12 protein-coding genes are annotated in these 19,054 nt (G+C 44.0%); 6 read left to right on the top strand and 6 right to left on the bottom strand.

The window, feature by feature from the left end; all coding sequences use genetic code 11:
- Nucleotide 1: 1 nt before the first annotated feature.
- The 5 genes from CLV27_RS00640 to CLV27_RS00660 form a co-directional block, all read right to left on the bottom strand.
- Nucleotides 2–3,928, bottom strand: a complete 3,927-nt coding sequence (locus CLV27_RS00640; RefSeq protein ID WP_132524771.1) for a translocation/assembly module TamB domain-containing protein — start codon at nt 3,926–3,928, stop codon at nt 2–4.
- Entirely contained in the window at nt 3,918–4,985 is a 1,068-nt protein-coding gene (locus tag CLV27_RS00645; RefSeq protein WP_243644820.1) for a tetratricopeptide repeat protein, read from the bottom strand. Before CLV27_RS00645 ends, CLV27_RS00640 begins: the two co-directional genes overlap by 11 nt.
- The gene (locus tag CLV27_RS00650) at nt 4,976–5,467 is read right to left on the bottom strand and encodes an HIT family protein (protein WP_132524773.1); all 492 of its coding nucleotides are present in this window, start codon (nt 5,465–5,467) and stop codon (nt 4,976–4,978) included. The genes CLV27_RS00645 and CLV27_RS00650 overlap by 10 nt, the downstream gene beginning before the upstream one ends.
- A 345-nt stretch (nt 5,468–5,812) precedes the next feature.
- The gene (locus tag CLV27_RS00655; RefSeq protein ID WP_132524775.1) at nt 5,813–6,559 is read right to left on the bottom strand and encodes a methyl-accepting chemotaxis protein; all 747 of its coding nucleotides are present in this window, start codon (nt 6,557–6,559) and stop codon (nt 5,813–5,815) included.
- Nucleotides 6,532–7,314: an oxygen-binding di-iron domain-containing protein gene (locus tag CLV27_RS00660; protein WP_132524777.1), complete on the bottom strand. Its 783-nt coding sequence runs from the start codon at nt 7,312–7,314 to the stop codon at nt 6,532–6,534. Before CLV27_RS00660 ends, CLV27_RS00655 begins: the two co-directional genes overlap by 28 nt.
- A 140-nt stretch (nt 7,315–7,454) precedes the next feature.
- Here CLV27_RS00660 and CLV27_RS00665 point away from each other — a divergent pair, with 140 nt between their 5' ends.
- The 6 genes from CLV27_RS00665 (at nt 7,455) to CLV27_RS00690 (ending at nt 17,222) form a co-directional block, all read left to right on the top strand.
- Complete coding sequence (locus CLV27_RS00665; RefSeq protein WP_165863651.1) at nt 7,455–8,993, top strand: glycosyltransferase; 1,539 nt, start codon at nt 7,455–7,457, stop codon at nt 8,991–8,993.
- Between the two features lies 1 nt (nt 8,994).
- The gene (locus tag CLV27_RS00670; protein WP_132524781.1) at nt 8,995–10,098 is read left to right on the top strand and encodes a biotin/lipoyl-containing protein; all 1,104 of its coding nucleotides are present in this window, start codon (nt 8,995–8,997) and stop codon (nt 10,096–10,098) included.
- Between the two features lie 90 nt (nt 10,099–10,188).
- The gene (locus CLV27_RS00675; RefSeq protein WP_132524783.1) at nt 10,189–12,645 is read left to right on the top strand and encodes a right-handed parallel beta-helix repeat-containing protein; all 2,457 of its coding nucleotides are present in this window, start codon (nt 10,189–10,191) and stop codon (nt 12,643–12,645) included.
- Nucleotides 12,638–14,161, top strand: coding sequence for an alginate export family protein (locus CLV27_RS00680; RefSeq protein ID WP_243644842.1), 1,524 nt, complete (start codon nt 12,638–12,640; stop codon nt 14,159–14,161). Before CLV27_RS00675 ends, CLV27_RS00680 begins: the two co-directional genes overlap by 8 nt.
- Nucleotides 14,161–16,161, top strand: coding sequence for a tetratricopeptide repeat protein (locus CLV27_RS00685; protein WP_132524787.1), 2,001 nt, complete (start codon nt 14,161–14,163; stop codon nt 16,159–16,161). The genes CLV27_RS00680 and CLV27_RS00685 overlap by 1 nt, the downstream gene beginning before the upstream one ends.
- Before the next feature lie 242 nt (nt 16,162–16,403).
- Nucleotides 16,404–17,222, top strand: coding sequence for a tyrosine-type recombinase/integrase (locus tag CLV27_RS00690; RefSeq protein ID WP_132524789.1), 819 nt, complete (start codon nt 16,404–16,406; stop codon nt 17,220–17,222).
- Here the strand turns inward: CLV27_RS00690 and CLV27_RS00695 are convergent.
- On the bottom strand, nt 17,212–19,026 hold the full coding sequence (locus tag CLV27_RS00695; protein ID WP_132524791.1) for a 3'-5' exonuclease: 1,815 nt from the start codon (nt 19,024–19,026) through the stop codon (nt 17,212–17,214). The genes CLV27_RS00690 and CLV27_RS00695 overlap by 11 nt on opposite strands.
- Nucleotides 19,027–19,054 lie beyond the last annotated feature (28 nt).

Below are 19,054 nucleotides of genomic sequence, written 5' to 3' on the forward strand. Positions count from 1 at the left end.
GCTACCTCATGTTTAGTTCAATGCCTATACCGAACTCTACTCCGTAGTAGCTGTTGTACTTTGTTTCAAGGTAGTGGCGGTCCGTTAAAAAGTACTGTAGACTTCCTCCGTACTCCGGTTTCTGTCCGGTCGTTTCGTAGCCGATTAGTTTAAACCTTTGGCCAAGTTTTTTTACGATGGATACTTTCGCAACAGTTTCCCCGTACTTCGTTATGTAAGGTTCAATGGAAAAGCTCTCAAGTCCTAGGGTACGCTTAAACTGTTTTTCTAAGGGTTTTAGGAATGAGGCTGTTGCGTAGTAGGCAATCTGGACTGCAGGGAAGAGTTCCGAAGATTCTTCTATCTGCTCCGGAGTTGCTCCTGTCATTATGAGGTTAAGTATCTGTTCTCTCGTAAGGGGCGGGTCTGAGGTTAGGAAGAGCTTAGGCTCTTTAAAGCTACCCTTTATATTCATGTAGATGTAGTAGCCTGAGATGTAGGTACTTGCCAGTATATCAACAGAGCCTTTTTCTTCAGCTAAGTTGTCTATTATCCCAGTTCCGTATAGAACCTTGAACTTCTTTCCCATGTAGTCTATGGATCCCTCTATACTCGTAAAGCTTCCGCTTATAACCGGTTTCTTATTGACCGTTTCTACCTTTAGCCTTGGGAGTATTTTCATCTGGAATACTGGAGATTTTAATGTAACAGGGTCTGCAAAGTTTAAGCTAATGGAGAGTTTGATGGGAAGCTCAGGAGAATTCTTACCCTTGCCTTTTTTACTCTTTTCCCCAAAGAGCACTTTTGTTTTTAGCAGGTTGAACTTTCCAGAAAAGTTTTTACCCCTTAGCGTTCCGTTGCCAGAAATTACGCTTTTCCACAGAGAGAGCTCCCCTATAGGCACTTCGGAAACAGAAACGATGAGCTCCTCCTGAGTTCCGCTAATGACTATGCTTCCGTCACCAACAGAAATCTCTGCAGAGATTTCTTTAAGCTTTCCGTCTTCTAATTTCCCGTTTAGATTGACGAGGTTGAGTTTCTCAAGGATATAGTCAACTTTCCCTTCTACTCTGCTGGCAGAGATGGAGAGCGAGTAGTGGAGCTCCTTGTCGTACTTGAAGTTCCCTTGCAGTAGGAGGTTCCCTTTTACGTACTTTATTCCTTTCCTTATGTCTTTCAGGTAAAGGAGGCCTTTTATTCCGGTCTCTGCGTTCAGTTTTCCGCTAACTTTTCCTTCTTCCAGTTTTATCTCCTCAAGCTCAACCCAGCCGTCAGTGTAGGAGAGCCTGCACCCTGAGATTTCTGGTTTTCCCCCCTTTAGCGTTATGTATATACCAGAGATGGAAAAGAGCTTGTAAAACTCCTTTGGCTTTATTTCAAATGCGGGTACTGTTATTTGGCCGTCTAAGCTACTTAAGCTCAGGTTGATAAAGGATGTCTTTACTAAGACTCTCCCGGCTGGAGTCTTAAACTCTATACCTCTTAGTATACCGGTCAGGTGAAACTTGTTCCTATAGGCAAGGAGCCTTAAAGTGCTGTTTTCTCTTTCAAGAGCAAGATAGCCGGTACCGGATGGTTCTTCTAATATTCCTTGAGCCTTGAAGGTAAGTGGTTCTGAAAGATAGGGATGGTTTACCTTTACGTTTCCGCTTATTTGGGCGGTTATGGAGTTTAGAGTGCCAGATATAGAAGTTGTAATACTTCCCTCGGCTACTAAATCTTTCTTAGCGAACTTACCCTTTACCTTTATCTCGCCCTCTACTGTTTGATTTCCGAGGTCGGTTCTAACTGTACCGGATATTAGGCTTTCGGGAATCTTAGGATATTTGACTCCGTTAAATGATACGTTCAGTATTTTGTTCTTTAGTAGGAGTGAAAACTCTCCCTCTGTAAACTCGCTTCCTTGCAAGTTAACTCTCCTGTTCTTGCCGGCAAGTAACACCCAGAGGTTTCCATCTATGTAGTTGATGTAGCCACTGACGTCTTTGGCACTTCCAGAGAGATTCGCTAAGTTATACCTTCCGGAGGCGTTTTCTATTTTTACCTTTACATCTATGTTCTCCTTTAGGTCTTTAACGTTTTTAGAGTCAAGAGAAAAGCTTCCTGTTGCGATGCCTGAGAGCTCTAAGGGCAGGTTAATTTTGAAACTTTTTAGTACCGCTATCGGCATAGAAAGGGGGATTTCCTTGGCCTGTAGGGCTATGTGGAGCTCCATAGGCTCTTTAAGGTGAAGGCTGAGCTCTTCTAAGGTAATGTCTTCTTCTTTAGCCTTTCCCTGCACTTTCAGGTGGAAGTTAGAGAGAGCGATGTTTCCGTCTACCTTTCCTATGTAGACGCCTCTAAATCCGAAGTCAGGAACGCTAAAGGAGAAGTGTCCTTCCGGATTTTTTAGGCTTCCCTGCATTTTTCCTGTGAAGGATGCTTTACCTTCAAGACCTATTTTCCGAAGGAAATCAAATTCAGAGATTGGTAAGGAGTTGCCGCTAAAAGAAGCGTTGATTGCGAGCTCTGCAAGGTTTATAGTCCCTTCAGAGTTGACTTTATCTAAGTGGAGCGTGTAGTGGACAGTTTTTCTGTTTCCTTTGAGGTCTACGGAGCCTTTATCTTTAAAGCCCCTAAAGAAGAAATTTTCTATTTTGAGCTTTGCAGAGTAGTTTAAGTCCTCCTTTCCTGTGAGGGAGAAATCGCCCTTTCCTGTGAGAGTTACTTCTGGAATCCACCTTCCATACTTTTCCTTTACTTTGCTGATGGGGTAGAGACTGTCTATGTTAAATCTTTTAAGGTGGAAGCTCCCGGAGGTGTTGCTTTTAGAGCGCAGGAGGGTAAGTGATAGAGTGGTAGAATCAACTTGGAGCTCTAAGGCATCACAGGTGAGTTTTCCTCTTGAAGAAACATCGCTGAAGGGAGCAAGGGGAGTTTTTAACTCTTTTGCCCTTAGCTGCCACGAGAGGCTAGGGGAAGAGTAAGTGCCGTCTATAACGTAGTTTCCGCTAATTTCCTTAGCTACTACCTTTGCGATACTTATCCTATTTCCTGAAATGTTTCCCTTAATGGAGAGCTCTTTTAGGTTCAACCTTCCGTAGAAGGAGCTCTTTGCTTCCTGATAGGAAATAAGACCATTCAGTATTTCTATTTCTCTCCCTATTTTTCCTGAGATGGAGTAGTTTACAGGAGTTTCTGGAAGGGAAACTTTCCCCTCTAAAGAGAATGTGTTTCCGAGCTTTCTAAGGTTTATAGAAGTTTTAATGTTTTTAAACTCTATGGTTCCTTTAAGTTCAGCGTTTTCTAAGTCCTTTGTGAGAGAGACTCTTCCCGAGTAGGTAAGGTTATTAACTTTTAACGTGAAGTTTGGCAGTGTTATGCGGTTGCCTTCTACGGTTCCAATAGTTTCCGGTACTGTGAACTTTACGTTGCCTGACTCTCCTTTGATACCTTTAAGGAGAGCTCTCCTTTCGTCTATCTCAAGGCCTTTAAGGTGAAGGGTTGTTTTTCCTGACTTATAAAGGAGTTCTCCCAGCTTTAGTCTCTCTACGTAAAAGGGAAGCTTTACGGCCACTATCGGGAGGAATTCTCGCTCTTTCTTTACGGCTTTTTCTATCTGGAGTTTAGTTACGCTAATTTCTGAAAAGTGAGGGTGCAGTTTTTTTATACTCTCCCAGAGCCTTAGGGAGGTCTTTGCGTGGCTTACACTGAGCTTAAAAGTAGGCCTTGAGATGAAAAGCTTTTCTACCTTTAGAGTTACCTCACCTTTGCTAAATGAGATGGAAATTCCAGAGTATTCAACGCCCGTTATTTTCTTTTCCTGAAAGTAAAATACAGCTAAGTCCCTTACTACCAGTACTGAGAAGTAAACTAACAGGCTTAGTAGGATAAGTTTTAGAAGTCGGTGAAGCCTTCCCTTACGGAGAGACCTTAGTAGCTCTTTGAGGAGCTCCCTGTCAATCTTCACTGCCTATCTCCAGTGTTTCCCACTGTCTACAACGTGGGCAAATCCAGTCAAAGGTGTTTGTTTCGTATCCACAGTTTCTGCATTTAAACTCTTTCTTTCTATCTTTAAGGTCAAGTAGGAACTTCTCTATCTCCTCTACGACCTGTTTTCTCTTCCCGCTTTCCCACAGGAGGCGAAGGTAGAGCTCTTTGACTCTTGCATCGTTTGGGAATTCCTCGTTTAGCTTTTCAAGTATTCCAAGGGCTTCTTCTTTCCTGTTCTCCTTAATGAGCTTCTCAGCAAGGAGTTTTCCCGTAATAGCCAGAGTGCCTGTTTCTCTGATTATTTCGTAGAGTTTGTCTACCGATAGTCCTTCGTACTCATCAATTACTTTTAGAAACGGTGCCACGTGGCCGGGTGACAGTTTCATCCCTTGGATAGCTTTCCTGTAACCTTTCTCTTTCTCTCCAACGGCGTAGTAAAGCTTTGACATCACGTAGTAAAAGAGCGGAAGTGGAACGCGAATATCAAGCTTTCGTAAAAGACGAAAGGCTTTATCCGTTCTTCCCCTATCTATGTAGCTGTCGGCCAAGTAGAGCTTTGTGTGAACAAGCTCATCTAAAAATTCTCCTTTCAGTTCAACTGCCTTTTCAAGCAGGCTAACCGCCTCTTCAAGCCTGTTTGAGACTTTGTAAATTAAAGCGAGCTCGTAGTAAAAAAGGCCTTCTGAAGGAAAGAGGGAAATCCCTTCTTTTAGAGCTCTTTCTGCTCTGTCCAAGAAACCTGCTGCCCTGTAGGTAAGTGCAAGGTTTAGGTATAGGAGCTTCTGCTCGTTTTCTGAAAGTCTCTCTCCCTTAAGTTTTTCAAGTATTTTGAGACTCTTATAGTACTCTCCCTTCTCCTTTAAGAGGATCGCTAACGTGATGTAGGCGTTAACAGGACTATCTATGTCTATGTCTGGTAGATGTCTTATAAGGTCCTGCCTGTTTATTGAGAGCTCTTTAAGGTAGTCTGAAAAGGAGGTATCTTTCTTCCCGCTTAAAAATTTAAAGAGCTTTTGGAGCATCTCTATTCCCAAAAAGTCTTAAGTCTATCGTAGGTTTCGTCAAGGGATTGGGGAATGACCTTTACTCCTGCAGTTACAGGCATAAAGTTTGTATCGCCCAGCCACCGTGGGACGACGTGGTAGTGTATGTGGGTATCAACGCTGCCGCCAGATACTTTTCCAAGGTTTAATCCTATATTGAACCCATCTGGGTTGTAAGCCCGTTTTATTGCCCTTATAGAGCGCTTCAAGAGTTCGTCTATTTCTGCGAGCTCTTCGGGGAGTAACGATAAAAAGTCTCCTGTGTGCCTTATTGGGCATACCATCAAGTGTGCTGTGTTGTAGGGAAATCTGTTGAGTATGACTATGGCCTTCTTTCCCCTGTAGAGAAGTAGGTTCTCCCTGTCCCTTGAAGGGTCATCTTCTATTGCTCTACAGATAAAGCAGCCTTTTTCCTTTCCTTTTGTTACGTTACTTACGTACGATAGCCTCCATGGAGCCCAGATGACTTCCAACCTTGTCCTCCGTTACGGTTTTTTCTTTAGCAGATTATATCCGAATTTTTCGCTAACCATAAAATTTTACGTAAAAGTGTGCGTCCCATCAAAAATCTTTAACTATATGTCCTCTGTGTCGGTTGAATTTTAAATTAACCATAAAAATTTACAATTTAAGGCAAAACAAACAAAAATAAAAACACCTCCTTCCTTTTGCAAATACCCAAAAAAGCACAAAGAATAACGAGGACTCAAAGAAGTTAACACCACCCAAATAAACTTTCCCCTGTCCTGCCTACATTGCTAATGAAACAGATAAACGCAAGGAGATAACAAGTAACATCTACTCTTTGAAAGCCTCTATCAGTACCTAAGGTTCATCAGCCTTTTAAACCCTTCAACAAGCTCCTTTTTTGTTTTGCTAAAGATTCCATTTATTCTTTTAATAGCTACCGATATACCTGAAAGTCCCTTCACTTCTTCAACTATCTCTGATTGGACTTCATTTATGGCCCTGAGCTCTTCTGAAATTGCTATTACCCTGTTTATGTCCTGAACGAGCTGATCCATCCTCCCCCTTATCCTTTCCATCGCCATGACGCTATCACGGAGGCTCTTGAGCTTTGGATCAATTTCTCTATCAAGCTCTTTTATTCCGTTTATAAAGCGAAAGGTGTCCTTTGCCATATGTCTGATTTCATTGGCAACAACGGCAAAGTTTTTTCCACTTTCGCCTGCTCTTGCAGCTTCAATTGAAGCGTTTATAGCAATGAGTTCTGTGTGGCTTGCTATGTTCTCAATGTTTTCAAGGTACTTCCTAATGCGCTCAAGGCTCTTTAAGAGCTCGTTGTATTCAGAAGATAGTTTAGCCATTTCCTCCGTTATGGGTTTGAACTCTTTGACGAAACTCTGGAGGTTTTCCGAAATAGAATTAAGGGTATCAACATCTCTTCCGATTATGGCACTGTTCCTAACGAACGTTTCTTCCACCTGTTTGACGAGCCTTTCTATTACATCTGCTGCTCTACTTATGGAAAGGGTTCCTCTCTCAATATCGGAGAGAGCTCTGGATAACTTATCAACTACTCTTTTATCAGGTCCACTCCGCATTTTAAGTTCTCCAAAAATTTAAAGAAGTGCTTTACGTTTTCTCCCGTGATTATTGCTCCGTGCTGGGGAAGGATGGCCTCTATCTCCAGTTTTCTGACTCTATTGAGCCAAGCTCTTAAAGCTTTATTGCTTGCCATGAGTATTCTGTGAGGTAAATAGATGTGGTCAATGTGAGACAGCCAGTCCTTTACTACTAAATACTTAAAGTTCCCTAATGCTATACCAATGTCACCTGTGAAGAGAAATTTTGAAACAGGGTCATACAGAGAAAAGTGGTTGGGAGAGTGAAGGTAGTGAGCGGGGATTACTTCTATTGGAGTTTTGCCAACGTTCATGTGTCCGCCTTCTGAGGAAAGCGGGTACGCGCTCTTCTCTATGTCCTCTACTCCAAAGTGGGGAAGGAAGCGTATCCAGAGCTCTCCAATGGCTATTTTGGCTTTCGGACACACATCCTTCCACATTGGAAGAGAACCGCAGACGTCTGGGTCTTGGTGGCAAAAGTAGATGTACTTAATTGCATCAAGGGATACGTACTTTGAAATCTTCTGTATGAGGTAAGAAAAGAGGTGGTATCCCCCTGGGTCAATTAATAGAGCTTCTCCGTTATCAACAATGAGGTAGGATATAACATCCACCGATTCCCTATTTCTATCTGCTCCCCTCGTTCCAAGGTAGACAACAAAGTGGTCATGTCCCTGATAGAGAACCACGTCTTCTTCTGGATTAAGCTCCGGCGAAAGGTTGTAATGTTCCATAACGTCTCCGCAAATTTGCAATTTTTTCCATTTTATCAAATATCCTTTCTTCTGCTTTCTCCTTTCCAGTATAATGTTCAGCGAACAGTTACACAAAGTAGAGGGGAGATAAGGCTCCTAAAGAGGGAGGTTCTTAGATCTTGAGACAGGTAGCCTACAATGTAATTTTTATCCTATTCCTTCTTGGATTAGCCCTGTATCTTCCCCCGGTTTACTTTAATCCTCAGGCTAAGAAGTACCTGATAGTGGCTGGAACAATAGCTGTTTGGCGTTACACGTGGCTTACTGTAAACGTCCTCAGGGCAATTTTTTACAAGAAAGTTTACTTTCCAAGAATAAGAAAAAAGGCTCAAGCACTCCCAAAAGAAAAACTTCCAGAGCACGCTTTTATTCTTGTTACCACCTATAGGATTCCGGAACACATCTCAGTAGAGGTATACCGGGCAGCTATCAAGGAAGTTATAAACTGCGTGAAAAATGGAATGAAAGCGACTTTAATAGCTTCTGTTGTAGAAAAAGCCGAAGAGAACTTGGTCAGGAAACTTTGGAACGTTCTTCAGCCTCCTGAAAATGCCACCTTAGTAGTTGTACGGTTTGCCGGAACTGGAAAAAGGGACGGATTGGCAGTGGCATTCAGAGCTCTCCTTAGGAAACCGGCAAAACTTCAGAAGGCCATAGTAGCTCTCGTTGATGGGGATTCTATCCTAACGGAAGGAACCATCCTAAAGTGTGCCCAACTGTTCGCCCTATATCCTAAGCTCGGGGCGGTTACTACCGACGAGGACTGCATCCTTGAGGAGAAAAACTTCACCTACACGGTTTACAAGCAGTGGTACAAACTGAGGTTTGCACAGAGGGACATCTACATGTCCTCTGCTGCCCTATCAAGGAGGGTGCAAACTCTTACAGGCCGTATGTCTGTCTATAGGGGAGTTCTTTTCCTTGACCCAGAGTTTACAAACACTGTCCAGTACGACTTTATAGAGCACTGGCGTATTGGATGGCTACGCTTTTTAACGGGAGACGATAAGTCAACTTGGTACTACGTCTTAAAGAAAGGATGGGAGATGCTCTACGTCCCAGACACTCTCGTCTGGACCCACGAGGACCCTCCGTCCCCTTCCTTCCTTAAAGGGGCAACGATGCTTATGGTAAGGTGGTTTGGAAATTCCCTCAGGGCAACCTACAGAGCCATGAAGATTCCTGTAGGTATCACTACTCCTTATATGTGGTACTTGGTGAGGGACCAAAGGGTAACAATGTGGACGGGGCTCTACGGCCTACTTGCTGCTATCCTCGCAGAGATAAAATGGGGAGGGGGCGTGCTACTTGCCTATATATGGTGGATTCTCTTCACAAGGTACGCCGTTGTCCTCTTCTACGGCATACAGAGAGGTTACTACTATATGTCTTGGCCGTTTCTGCTCTACTTTAACCAGATTTACGGCTCTCTCATAAAAATTTACATTTCAAGTCACCTCTACAGACAGAAGTGGACAAGACAAAAAACAGTCCTCGCCGGTAAAGAGACAAAACTTGATAGGCTCTACGTTGTCTTTTCCTCTCACTTAGAAGCTTTTGCAAAGTTCTTGGTTTTCTTTGTCTTAACTGGTTTTTCCGTCGGTTTCTTTGACTTGGAGGACGTAGTAAACTTGGCGGAAGCCTTAGGGGGAAGGTAAGATGGAAGATGCCGTTAAGGGCGGTGGCAGCAAAGTTAAATTTAAGGCGGAGCCTACAAGGCACTTTCCGAGGTACAAAATTCCGGCTTTCGTAGAGGTGGACGGCAAGAAGTATAGGCTAAAGGACTGGTCAATAGGGGGATGTGCAATCTTTGACCTTCCGGAAGAGTACCTTGAGAAAAAGTGGGCAGTTGGAAACTTCGTGATACCTTTTGATACCTTTGATGCAGTAATCAAGGACGTTAAGTTTGAATTCTTGAGGAAAAATCCAGACGGCACTATAGGTTGTAGGTTCGCTAACTTAAGGCCCGACCAGATTTCTCTACTGCAGGACGTAATAGAGGCTTTTCTTGAAGGGGTTATCGTTACCTTAGACGGGCTCATTAACATTATCCGCAGAGAGGACCTACGAGAGGCCTTAGAAGCTCAGAGGCCTCAAGCACCTAAGAGAGGTGGTTTGGAAGAGTTTATAAGGCGCCTCTTTATTTTATTTATGTTTTTAGCGATTATAGGCATAGGAGTTCTCTTTGTATTAAAGGCCCTGTATTCTCGGGTCTACCTTGTAAAGGCGGTTTCGGCCTTTTACGATGCTCCCCTTAAAGTTGTAAAAACACCGGTTGGAGGTTTCTTCTCGTTTAAAAGACCAGTTAAAGAGGGGGATATAGTTAAAAAGGGTCAAGTCTTGGGCTTTCTAAAAGCGCCCGGAAGGGTTTCTTTTGTTGTTCCTTCTTCCGTTACAGGGAAAGTGGTTGAGGTTCACGTTAGCGACGGGGACGCCCTTGAAGAAGGAGACCCCATAATCTCTGTGCTTCCTGAAAGTGAAAAGATTAGAGTCGTTGCCCACGTTCTACACGGGGACGTTGAAAGGTTGAAACTTGGTCAGAAAGTAAAGGTCCTTAGACCAGATGGAAAGGTGATTACAGGTAGGATAGTGGATATAGACAGGGCTTCCCCAGAGCCTCCTTCTTCAAGGGTGGTTTACGATAGGCTGGTGATAGATGTTCCACCAGAAAGTTGCACGATTGACGATATTGGTAGAGTTGTTTCTGTTGAGATAGACCTTACTCCTCAGAAATTAAAACCCATATTCAACGTTCTTCCTTAACTATAGGGGGTGGGAGTGAAAACTGCGAGGTTGCTAACTCTTTCTCTTCTCTTTTTCTTTCTCGCTTTCTCTCATGTTTGGGCCTCGCTGATGGACGCGGATATTTCTCCGGAGCTCCTTGAAAAGTTCTACAAGAAAAAGTTAATAGTTCCCAAGATTGAGAACCCTGAAACTGTAGTTCCTGAGAGGCTAAAGGTAGAGGAAACAGTTCCTACCTTAGAGGAGCTCCTCAAAAAGTATTCCCCGGAAAAGCTCATTGAGAGCGTTAACTTAAAGGGCAACGGCGAGAAAGTACTCTACGTCCTTCCAGTAGAGAAACTTTTCTTTCTTCCCTTTGAGGAGTACTACCTAAAGTGGCACAAAAAGGGAGTAAAAATCATAGTCCTTTCTAAAGGAAAGTTCTCCTTAGAAGAGCTGTACAGAAAGGTTGAAGACCCTTCCCTCATATCAAAAGAGGGCAAAAACGTCTACACTCTTAGAGCTCCCCTCTTTATCGGCAACAATGCAACCCTCGTAGTGAAGGACTCTACCTTGAGGCTTGCCTTTGAGCCGGGAGCTCCGATAATGTGCAGCGGGGAGCTCTACATCTTAAACTCAACGGTCCTTACTTGGGACACCAAGAACAACCGTTACCTGCCAATAGGAAAGATTGATAGGAAGAGCTACTACCTCTACGGTGCTCAGCCTCCCCGCCCCTACATAGTAGCCGTTATGAACGGCAAGCTTAGGATAGTCTCCTCAACAATAAAGGGGCTCGGATACAGGGGACTCTTTTCCTCCTTCGGCCTTGGTGCAAACAGGTGGGAGAACAAGAAAAAGCCCTACCTCTCCCTTTTAAACTTTTTCGTTTCCTCTTTCCTCAAGGAGGAAAAGGAGAACAGCAGGGAACCAGCTGTAGTCTTAGTGGGAAATACGATAGAGAACAACTACATGGGCTACTACTCCAACGAAACCCTTGGAGCTGTAGTTCTTGGGAATGTTTTCAGGGGCAACTACCAGTACAACTTTGACCCCCACGACTGGTCAAAAGGGCTGATTGTTGGGTACAACATTTTTGAGGGAGCTCACAAAGCCCACGGAGTTGTATTTTCAAGGTTTACAGAGGGAAAGGTATTTAAGAACATCTGTGCCGGTAACCACGGTGCCGGCATTATGATGGACAGGCTCTCAAGAGCTCTCATAGAGGGAAACTTAATCCTCGGAAACGGAATAGGGGGAATCTCGCTCTTAGAGAGTGACGGAAATGAAATCCTCAATAACACTGTAATAAGGAACAATGCTTACGGTATATACGTGCGGAACTCCCTTAACGCCTTAATTGGGGGAAACACGATACTGAGGAACGCTGGTGCAGGGATAGAGGTTTCTGTAATAGACATATCCTACCAGACCTACCGTAACCTTTACTTAGACCCCTACCACCTTGCATCCTCTGCTTGGATAGAGGAGAACGAGATAAGGGGCAACATGAGGGGAGAGGTAAAGAGCCTTTGGGGAGGAGTGGCGGTATTTAAGAACCGTTTTGCCTCTACAGACTTCGTTCCTTTCGGAGGAGACCTTAGGCTTTTAGCCAGTAAAATTCTTAAGTCCCAAGAAGAAGAACCGGTAGTAGTCCCCGGGAAGGGAAGAAAGGAGTGGATAAAGAGGGAGATACCGGACATTACTCCTTACCTTTTGCGCTTTGAGGAGAGAGCTCTAAAGCTCGGAAACAGGGAGGCAATGCTTCCGATAGGTTTCATAAAGCTAAACGAAGAGACCGGGAGCTCCCCCTGTGAAAAGTTAAAGGGTCAAGGAGTAGAGTGGATACTGAAAAGGGCGATAGAGGGTGACTCCAATGCCTTGACCTCCTTAGGCTTAATCCTTCTTACCTGTAAGAGTAGAGAACAGAGGAAAGAGGCTTTGGTTCTCCTTTCAGAGGGAGCTCTCTTAGGTAGCGCTCAGTCAAAGTACGTTCTCTTTCTCCTTCCCTTGCTTTCAGAAATTGACCAGAGGGAGATAGAAAGAGCTTTTAAGGAAGCTGTTAAAAGGGTAGAGAGCGGTTTCTTGGTGAACTGTGAACTCTGGAAGGAGGAGCTCTCTTGCTGCCCTAAGACCGTTAATCCACTCTTAAAGTCTAAGCTCCGTTCTTTCAGGAAGAGATTTCACGTATTAGGGGCTAAAAGTTGCTACGATTTCTTAAGTAAGGACATAAAGACGTTTACTAAAGAGGCCCTTGAGAACAAGCTAAAAAGGGTAAAGGGAAGAATAGAGAAAAAGAATGAGAGATTTGTAAGATTCTTCCAGTGGGAAGAGGAGCAGCTAAGGAGAGCTACAGAAGAGTATGAAAAAAACAGCACAGAAGCCCTTACCTTTTTTGAGAGGAACAGGGAGATAATTGAAACGTGGAATCTTGTCTTAAGAGACTCTGCCAAAAAGGATTTTGAGCTAATTAAACCTCTACTTGAGCAGAGAATCAGGGAAATAAACCTCTTCAGAACTGAGAAGATGAAGCTCAACGTAGAGAAAGAAATTAACCACTTCTGGAGGAAATACTTTGAGGGTGACTAAGTTCTTCCTGCTAATCTTTCCTCTTTTTACCCTCTGTTCTGTTGCTAAGGGTGACCCCCTTTTTGTCTGTCCCAGCCAGAGTTCAAAGGAAAAGCGCCCTCTCTCTTTCGCAAAGGACTTCCTCTCAGTAGAAGAGTTTCTAAGGAGGACAAAACCTTACAGGAAAGAAAGGATTACCGTTGAATTCAGCCCCAGACAGGAAGAAACGGTGGAGAGGGAAAAGGAAGTCGCCAGTGTAGAAAGGGAAACTAAGAAGGAGCTCCTTAAATACTACCTCTTCCTTGACGGTCTTTCAGTTGGCGGGATGGAAATTAAAGGTGGGTGTGAAAGGCGCGGGAAGGAGCTAACCGCAAAGGTAGGAGTGAGGGGGTCTTGGCCTATTCTTGAGTCGGTTAGACTCTTTGGTGACGTTTACGTAGGAACAGGCTATCAGTCCTACGAGGAAACAAGCAGGAACAAAACTTGGGGAGACGTCAGATACTTCTACCTTTTGGCCGAGCCTCCCTACTCCGGCTTCCGTGCTCTTGTTGGAAGGGTTCCTCTGGTTGAGGAAAGAGGCTTCTGGTTCTACAACTACGTTGACGGAGTTAGGCTGGAGTATAGGGACTCCATTCTAAGTGGTTTCCTCTTTGCAGGGAAGAGACTTGGCGATTCAAGGATAAGTAACACTGAGGAGAGAATAAACTTGGACGGCTACGCCTACCTCATAGGAACTCTTGACTACCAGTACTTCTACAACCACCACTTGAGGTTCTTTTTCCTGCGAGAGCAGAGGGGAGATTTTGGAAGTTCTGAAGTTTCGGTCTGGAGCGGAGTTAAGGAAAAGGAAAGTTTAAACTGGGTAGGTCTTAGGCTGAACGGTAAATTTGGAAGGAAGAGAGTTCGCTACTACTGGCTTGACGTGGCCTACATGTGGGGAAAAAGGGGGTTTGCGCAAGTGCTTGAAGAGGAGTGCACCGCCTACAAGGAGGTCCTCTCAACCTCCTACCGCAAGGTGAACGGTTTTGGAATGGAAGTTGGCGGTAAAATGGTTATAAACAATAAAGGTGTCGGTGCAAGGGTAGCACTCGGACAGGGAAGTAATACTCCTTCAGAAGAAAGGGCCTTCTACCTTCCGAGACTTTCCACTTCCAGAGAAAAGCTCTTTGGTAAGAACAGAGTTCGCTACTACGGAGAACTTGCAAATCCTGACCTGAATAACTTAGTAATTTTTTCCCTCTTTGGAGGCTACAGGTTTCTTCCAAAGAACTGGCTGGAGTTTAACCTATTAAAGTACCTCCGCTACGATTCCTCAGGAGGTACTTCCTTTTCCCGTTACTTTGTAGCTCCAAAGAGCGGAAGCAAGGACCTTGGCTACGAGATTGACCTGATGCTTGACGGTGAACTTACAACGGGAAAGAGCAGGTGGAGGTACCTTTTAACCGGAAGCCTCTTTGTAGCCGGAGGGGCTTTTGACGGTCAGCTTGACAGGGATAAAGTCTACGCCGTTTCTCTCCGTTTAAAGAGGTACTGGTGATGAGGAAGAAGTTTCTTTTACTGACAGTTTCCTTAGCGGTTGGAAGTATTCTTTTGGCTTCGTGTGCAAGCTTGGAGAGGGCTAAGCTTTACTACTCTGCAGGAAAGACAGAAGAAGCAAGGAAAGAGTTAGAACCCTTAGTCAAGCGCGGTTTTCCAGAGGCTTACTACTTAATGGGGAAACTTATAGCGGAAGGAAAACTGCCAAACTCCAAAAGAGAAGATGCTGCTTATTACTACGAAAAGGCCTATGAGCTTGGTTACCTGAAAGCTGGAAAGGCCCTCGGTTACCTCTACAAGAGCTTGGGAGACCACGAAAGAGCCTTAAAGTGGCTAAAAAGGGCCTCAGAAAACGGAGACTTACCAGCAAAAGTTGCCCTTTTAAAGCTGAAACTCACCTTGGGGAGGATAGAGGAGGGGGAGATAAGAGAGCTCCTTGAGCTGACCAAGGATAACCCCAAGGTTCTCGTTGACGTGGGAAGTCACTATTTAAAACTTGGAAAAGATGACTTAGCGGAAAAGTACTTTAAGGAGGCTTACTCCCGTGGAGTCACTTTGGCTGGTTTGAGGCTTGCAAAGGTTTACCTCCGTACCGGTCGTGAAAGTGAGGCGGAAGGTCTCCTAAGGGAGGTCTACCGTAAAACGGGTGAAAAGGAAGCAGCGCTGCTTCTTGGGAAAATCTATGAGAAGAGAGCACGGGAGCTGAAATTTACGTTTTGTCCGTTAGAAAAGGCAGGCACTGCTAAGGATTACTTTCTTCTCAGGCTGGGACTCAAAAGAGATAGGGAGCTCCTCTTCCGAAGGGCTCAGGAGTGGTACGAAAGGGCTTTCCCAAGCCTTGAGGCAGAGTATAGGTATAAGAGGATTGAATGGACGCTAAAAGGTGAACGCTGTAAGGACTTGGAGATTATCCATCTTTTTGCCGAAAAGGGGGTAAAGGCAGCCCTTTTAGACCTTAGAAGGTGTGAAGAAAGTCCAAAAAGGTCTAAGGCTAAGGAACTTTTAGAGGAAGGAAATTTGGAGGAAGCTTGTACTCTGGGGAGCTCTTCGGCAGAGATAGAACTTGCCCTTGAGAAAGAAAGAGAAAACCCCGAGCTGGCCGGTGCAGTTTTCTACTACTACGCAAAGGAAAAAAGAGTGCCAAAGGCGATGTTTGCCCTTTCGGAGCTCTACTTTAAGTACGGAAATGAGGAAGAAGGGTTAAAGTGGCTTAAGGAAGCAGCAAGGCAGAAATACGTTCCGGCTGTTAGGAGGCTGGCGCTCTACCTTTTGGAGCACGGAAACGAAAGGGAGGCTGTTAAACACTTCCGATTCCTTGAGGAGAAAGGATACTGCTCAGCATCTTTAAGGCTTGGAGCAATTTACGAGGGAGACTACGGGAACGAGCTTGTAGATTTTGATAAAGCCCTTCACCACTACAAGGTTGCCCTTTCAAGGAACTGTACCGAGGCCTACTACAGGGCTGCCAAGCTCCTCTTTACTATCGGACGTCCAGAAGAGGCCTTTAGACTTGCTAGGAAGTACCTCCTCTTAAGCAGTGAAGAAAAGAATAGGGTTAAGGCTTTTGTCCTACTCTCAAAAGTAGAACTCTTGGCTGGCAGATTGAAAGAGTCTGCCAAGTATATGGAGATGGCAATTGAAGGGGGATACGTTCCGGGCTACAGGGAGCTAAGAGTTCTTCTACCTTACTTAAGGAAAGAACTGCTTTTAAGGAATAGAGTAATAGGTAGAGTTTACTTCTTACTGGCCAAGGAGTTTGTGCAGACCGATTTTGAGTTGGGCTTTTGCTTGGCTTACAAGGCTACACTGGCGGGAGCTCCACAGGCAGCTTCTTTCCTCTTTAGACTTGGAGCAAAAGTTGACTCTGAAGAGAAAGCCCTCTTCCTTAGAAAAGTTGATTCAAGCCCCGAAACCTGCGGCAAGGTAATTGAGAAAAAGAAGATGGCTATACTACAGAAGATTACAACCTACGACTCTAGTAGCGTGTCTGACGCTCAGTAGAGTGAACTCAGATGGCTTACTTGACCACAACAAATTGACATTTGTTGTAGTAACCGTTAGAATAGAGCAAACGGAAACGTTGATATATTTCCCCTGTAAGAAAGTCGTGGTATCCCATACCCTTTGAGTTCCCTTACAGGGCAAATATTTTGACGTTTTACTGTAACGGTTGTTTTGGCAGGGATTTTATGAGATAGTTTACTTACCATAAAAGAAAATGGTAAAAGGAGTAACAGGAAGAGATGAAGCTGAGTCAGGCAGTAGAGCTCTTCCTCCGATTCAAATCAAAGGAACTTGCCCCGAGAACTCTAAAAGAGTATAGGAGTGACCTAGAACTCTTTAAGAAGATAGTTGGAGACAGGGAAGTTGAGTCTATAAAGACTGCGGACCTCATGCTTTTTAGGACATCCCTTGAGTGTAGCCCTTCCCTCATAAACCGTAGAATTTCTGCACTAAACACTTTTTTTAACTTTCTCGTTGACATGGAGGTAATAAGGAGCAACCCGGTTAAACCTTCTCTGAGAATAAAGAAGGTTAAGCAGAAAGTTCCAGAGGCTCTTACCCACGAGGAAGTAGAAAAGGTTCTTGAAGCTGCTAAGAAGAGAAGCTACCGCGATTACCTCATAATAAAGACTATCCTTTACTGTGGGCTTCGGGTTTCGGAGCTCCTATCTCTCACGCCAGAAAACATAGTTGAAGTAAAGGGAAGGAAGGTTCTAAGGATAGTTGGAAAGGGAAACAAAGAAAGGTTTGTCCCCCTACCCGGTAGCCTTGCAGAGGAGCTAATGGAGCTCTCTAAAAAAGTAGAAAGTAAGAGACTCTTTCCTCTCTCCTATCAGGGAATTAGATACATCTTCAATAAACTTCAGGAAGAAACCGGCATTAGGCTACACCCCCACAAACTAAGACACACCTTCGCAACCATCTTAGTAGACAGGGGAGTTGACATCCGCGTCATTCAGGCCTTCCTCGGCCACGCCTCTCCCATTACCTCAGCAAGGTACGCCAAAGTCAGAGACGAAGTCATGTTTAAAGTAGTTGAAGAGATTTTCAGCGACTGAACTCTTCCACGAGTTCCTTTATTTCTTTGGCAAAACCGTTATCTCTTCCCTTGAAAGAGGTAATTATTAACCTCTTTTGAGCTCTTGTCATGGCTACGTAAAGCGTTCTTCTGTCCCTCCTTATCTCCTTTACTTTCTTACTGCTCGTATACGGCAAGTGCCCCACACCCGTAACAATTACCACTCCTCTTTCAAGGCCTTTTGAAGATTTGTAAGGCATTATGACAAGCTTGTCCTCTGGTACGAATTTTTCTTCTTTTTTACTCTCAGCCGAGAAAGCGTGAAGTTTAACTTCTGGTATTTTTTTAGAGAGAGCATTGAAGAAGTCTTTAACCTGATTCTTAAAGGCCGTTAGGATGAAAATATCTCCGTAGTGAATTCCTTCTACTTTTACCAGCTTTCCAACGAGCTCTGCTACCCCTATAAACTCATTCTCAAACTCGTAAAACTCCAGTTTTCCCTCATCTTCCCTAACAGATTCTATCTCCCCATTTGCAACAACAGAATCAAGTTCTTTAAGCTCTTTGATAAGGTGGGGGTCTCTTTTCAGGAACTCAACTGCCAGCCTTACAATCTTGCCGGGGTTTCTGTAACTCCTGCGCAGTATCGTTACGTTCCTTCCAGATGCTTCAATACCGACGTCTTTCCATCTCCAGTCCGTTCCGTCATATATCCTCTGGGTCTCATCAATTCCAAAAATCAACAGACCGTTTTCCTTGAGAAGGGCTTTGACCACTGTAAAGACTTCGGGGGTAAAATCCTGAGACTCATCACAGAGAATAACGTCATACACGGGAAAAGGTTTTTCACGCAGAAACTCTGCTACTTTATGCCTGTCGTTCTCTATGTCAAACTCCTCGGCAAGGTTGGAAATGAGGGAATCAACAGTTAGAATTTCAAAGTCCTCTAAACTAAGTTCTTCAATTTCTTCAAGTTCTAAAACCCTTTTTATTCCGGCCTTTATCTCGTTTGCCAAGGAGTTAGTGTAAGTCAAGAAAAGTATCCTTTTTTCTGGGTGTTCAAACTTCTCTTGAATTGCTTTCCCTATGAGAACTACTGTTTTACCGGAACCTGCAGCCCCTCTCAAGATTGTAATCCCTCTTGAGTGCTTGTAGAGAAGTCCTTCCTGATAAACGTCCATGAGAGTTATCTCTTCCTCTGATACCTTAAAATTGAGTTTTGCAACTCTAAGGCCGGGGAATAGGATTCTCCTAAGTTTTATGACACCTTCCTCGTCTACTGTGAACTGGTGCAGCCTAAGCCTCGCAATAAGTTTTTCTGCTATTCTTCTGTCGTTTTTAAAAATACAGCTATCCTCAGGGACGCGCTCTTTAAACACAGTGTTGCTCAGAGCTCTGTACTCTTTGCGGGAAAGTTTAGGGAAATAAATAACGTATTCAACTGGCGCGGGGAGCTCTCTGTCAAGTTTTCGCTTGATGAAATCCATCAGTTTGTCCTTAAACCTTTTTGCTTCTATGACAGGATTCCGAAAGGAGCGGTTGCCAAAGAAAAATCGCTCTCCTCTGATTTCAAGGTTTTCTATAAATTCTTTGTCCCAAGCTTTGACCTCTATAATCAAAAGTCCGGCCTTAGGATATAGCCATAGAATGTCAAACTCAATTTCAGAAGTAAAGCGCTGTGGAGGAATATAGGGATTAAAGTAGAGGATAGAAGGAACATTTTTCAAATTTTCTGAAAGTCTGTTAAATGCATCAACTTCTACCTTTTTATTAGGGTCTTCTACACGGTTTATGTCCTCATATTCTTTATCTATCATTTTAATAAGCCTATTTAACTCCTCCATTTACCCCTCCAGCGTGAACGGCATCCAA

The organism is Phorcysia thermohydrogeniphila (assembly GCF_004339575.1).
In the GTDB taxonomy this organism is placed as follows: domain Bacteria; phylum Aquificota; class Aquificia; order Desulfurobacteriales; family Desulfurobacteriaceae; genus Phorcysia; species Phorcysia thermohydrogeniphila.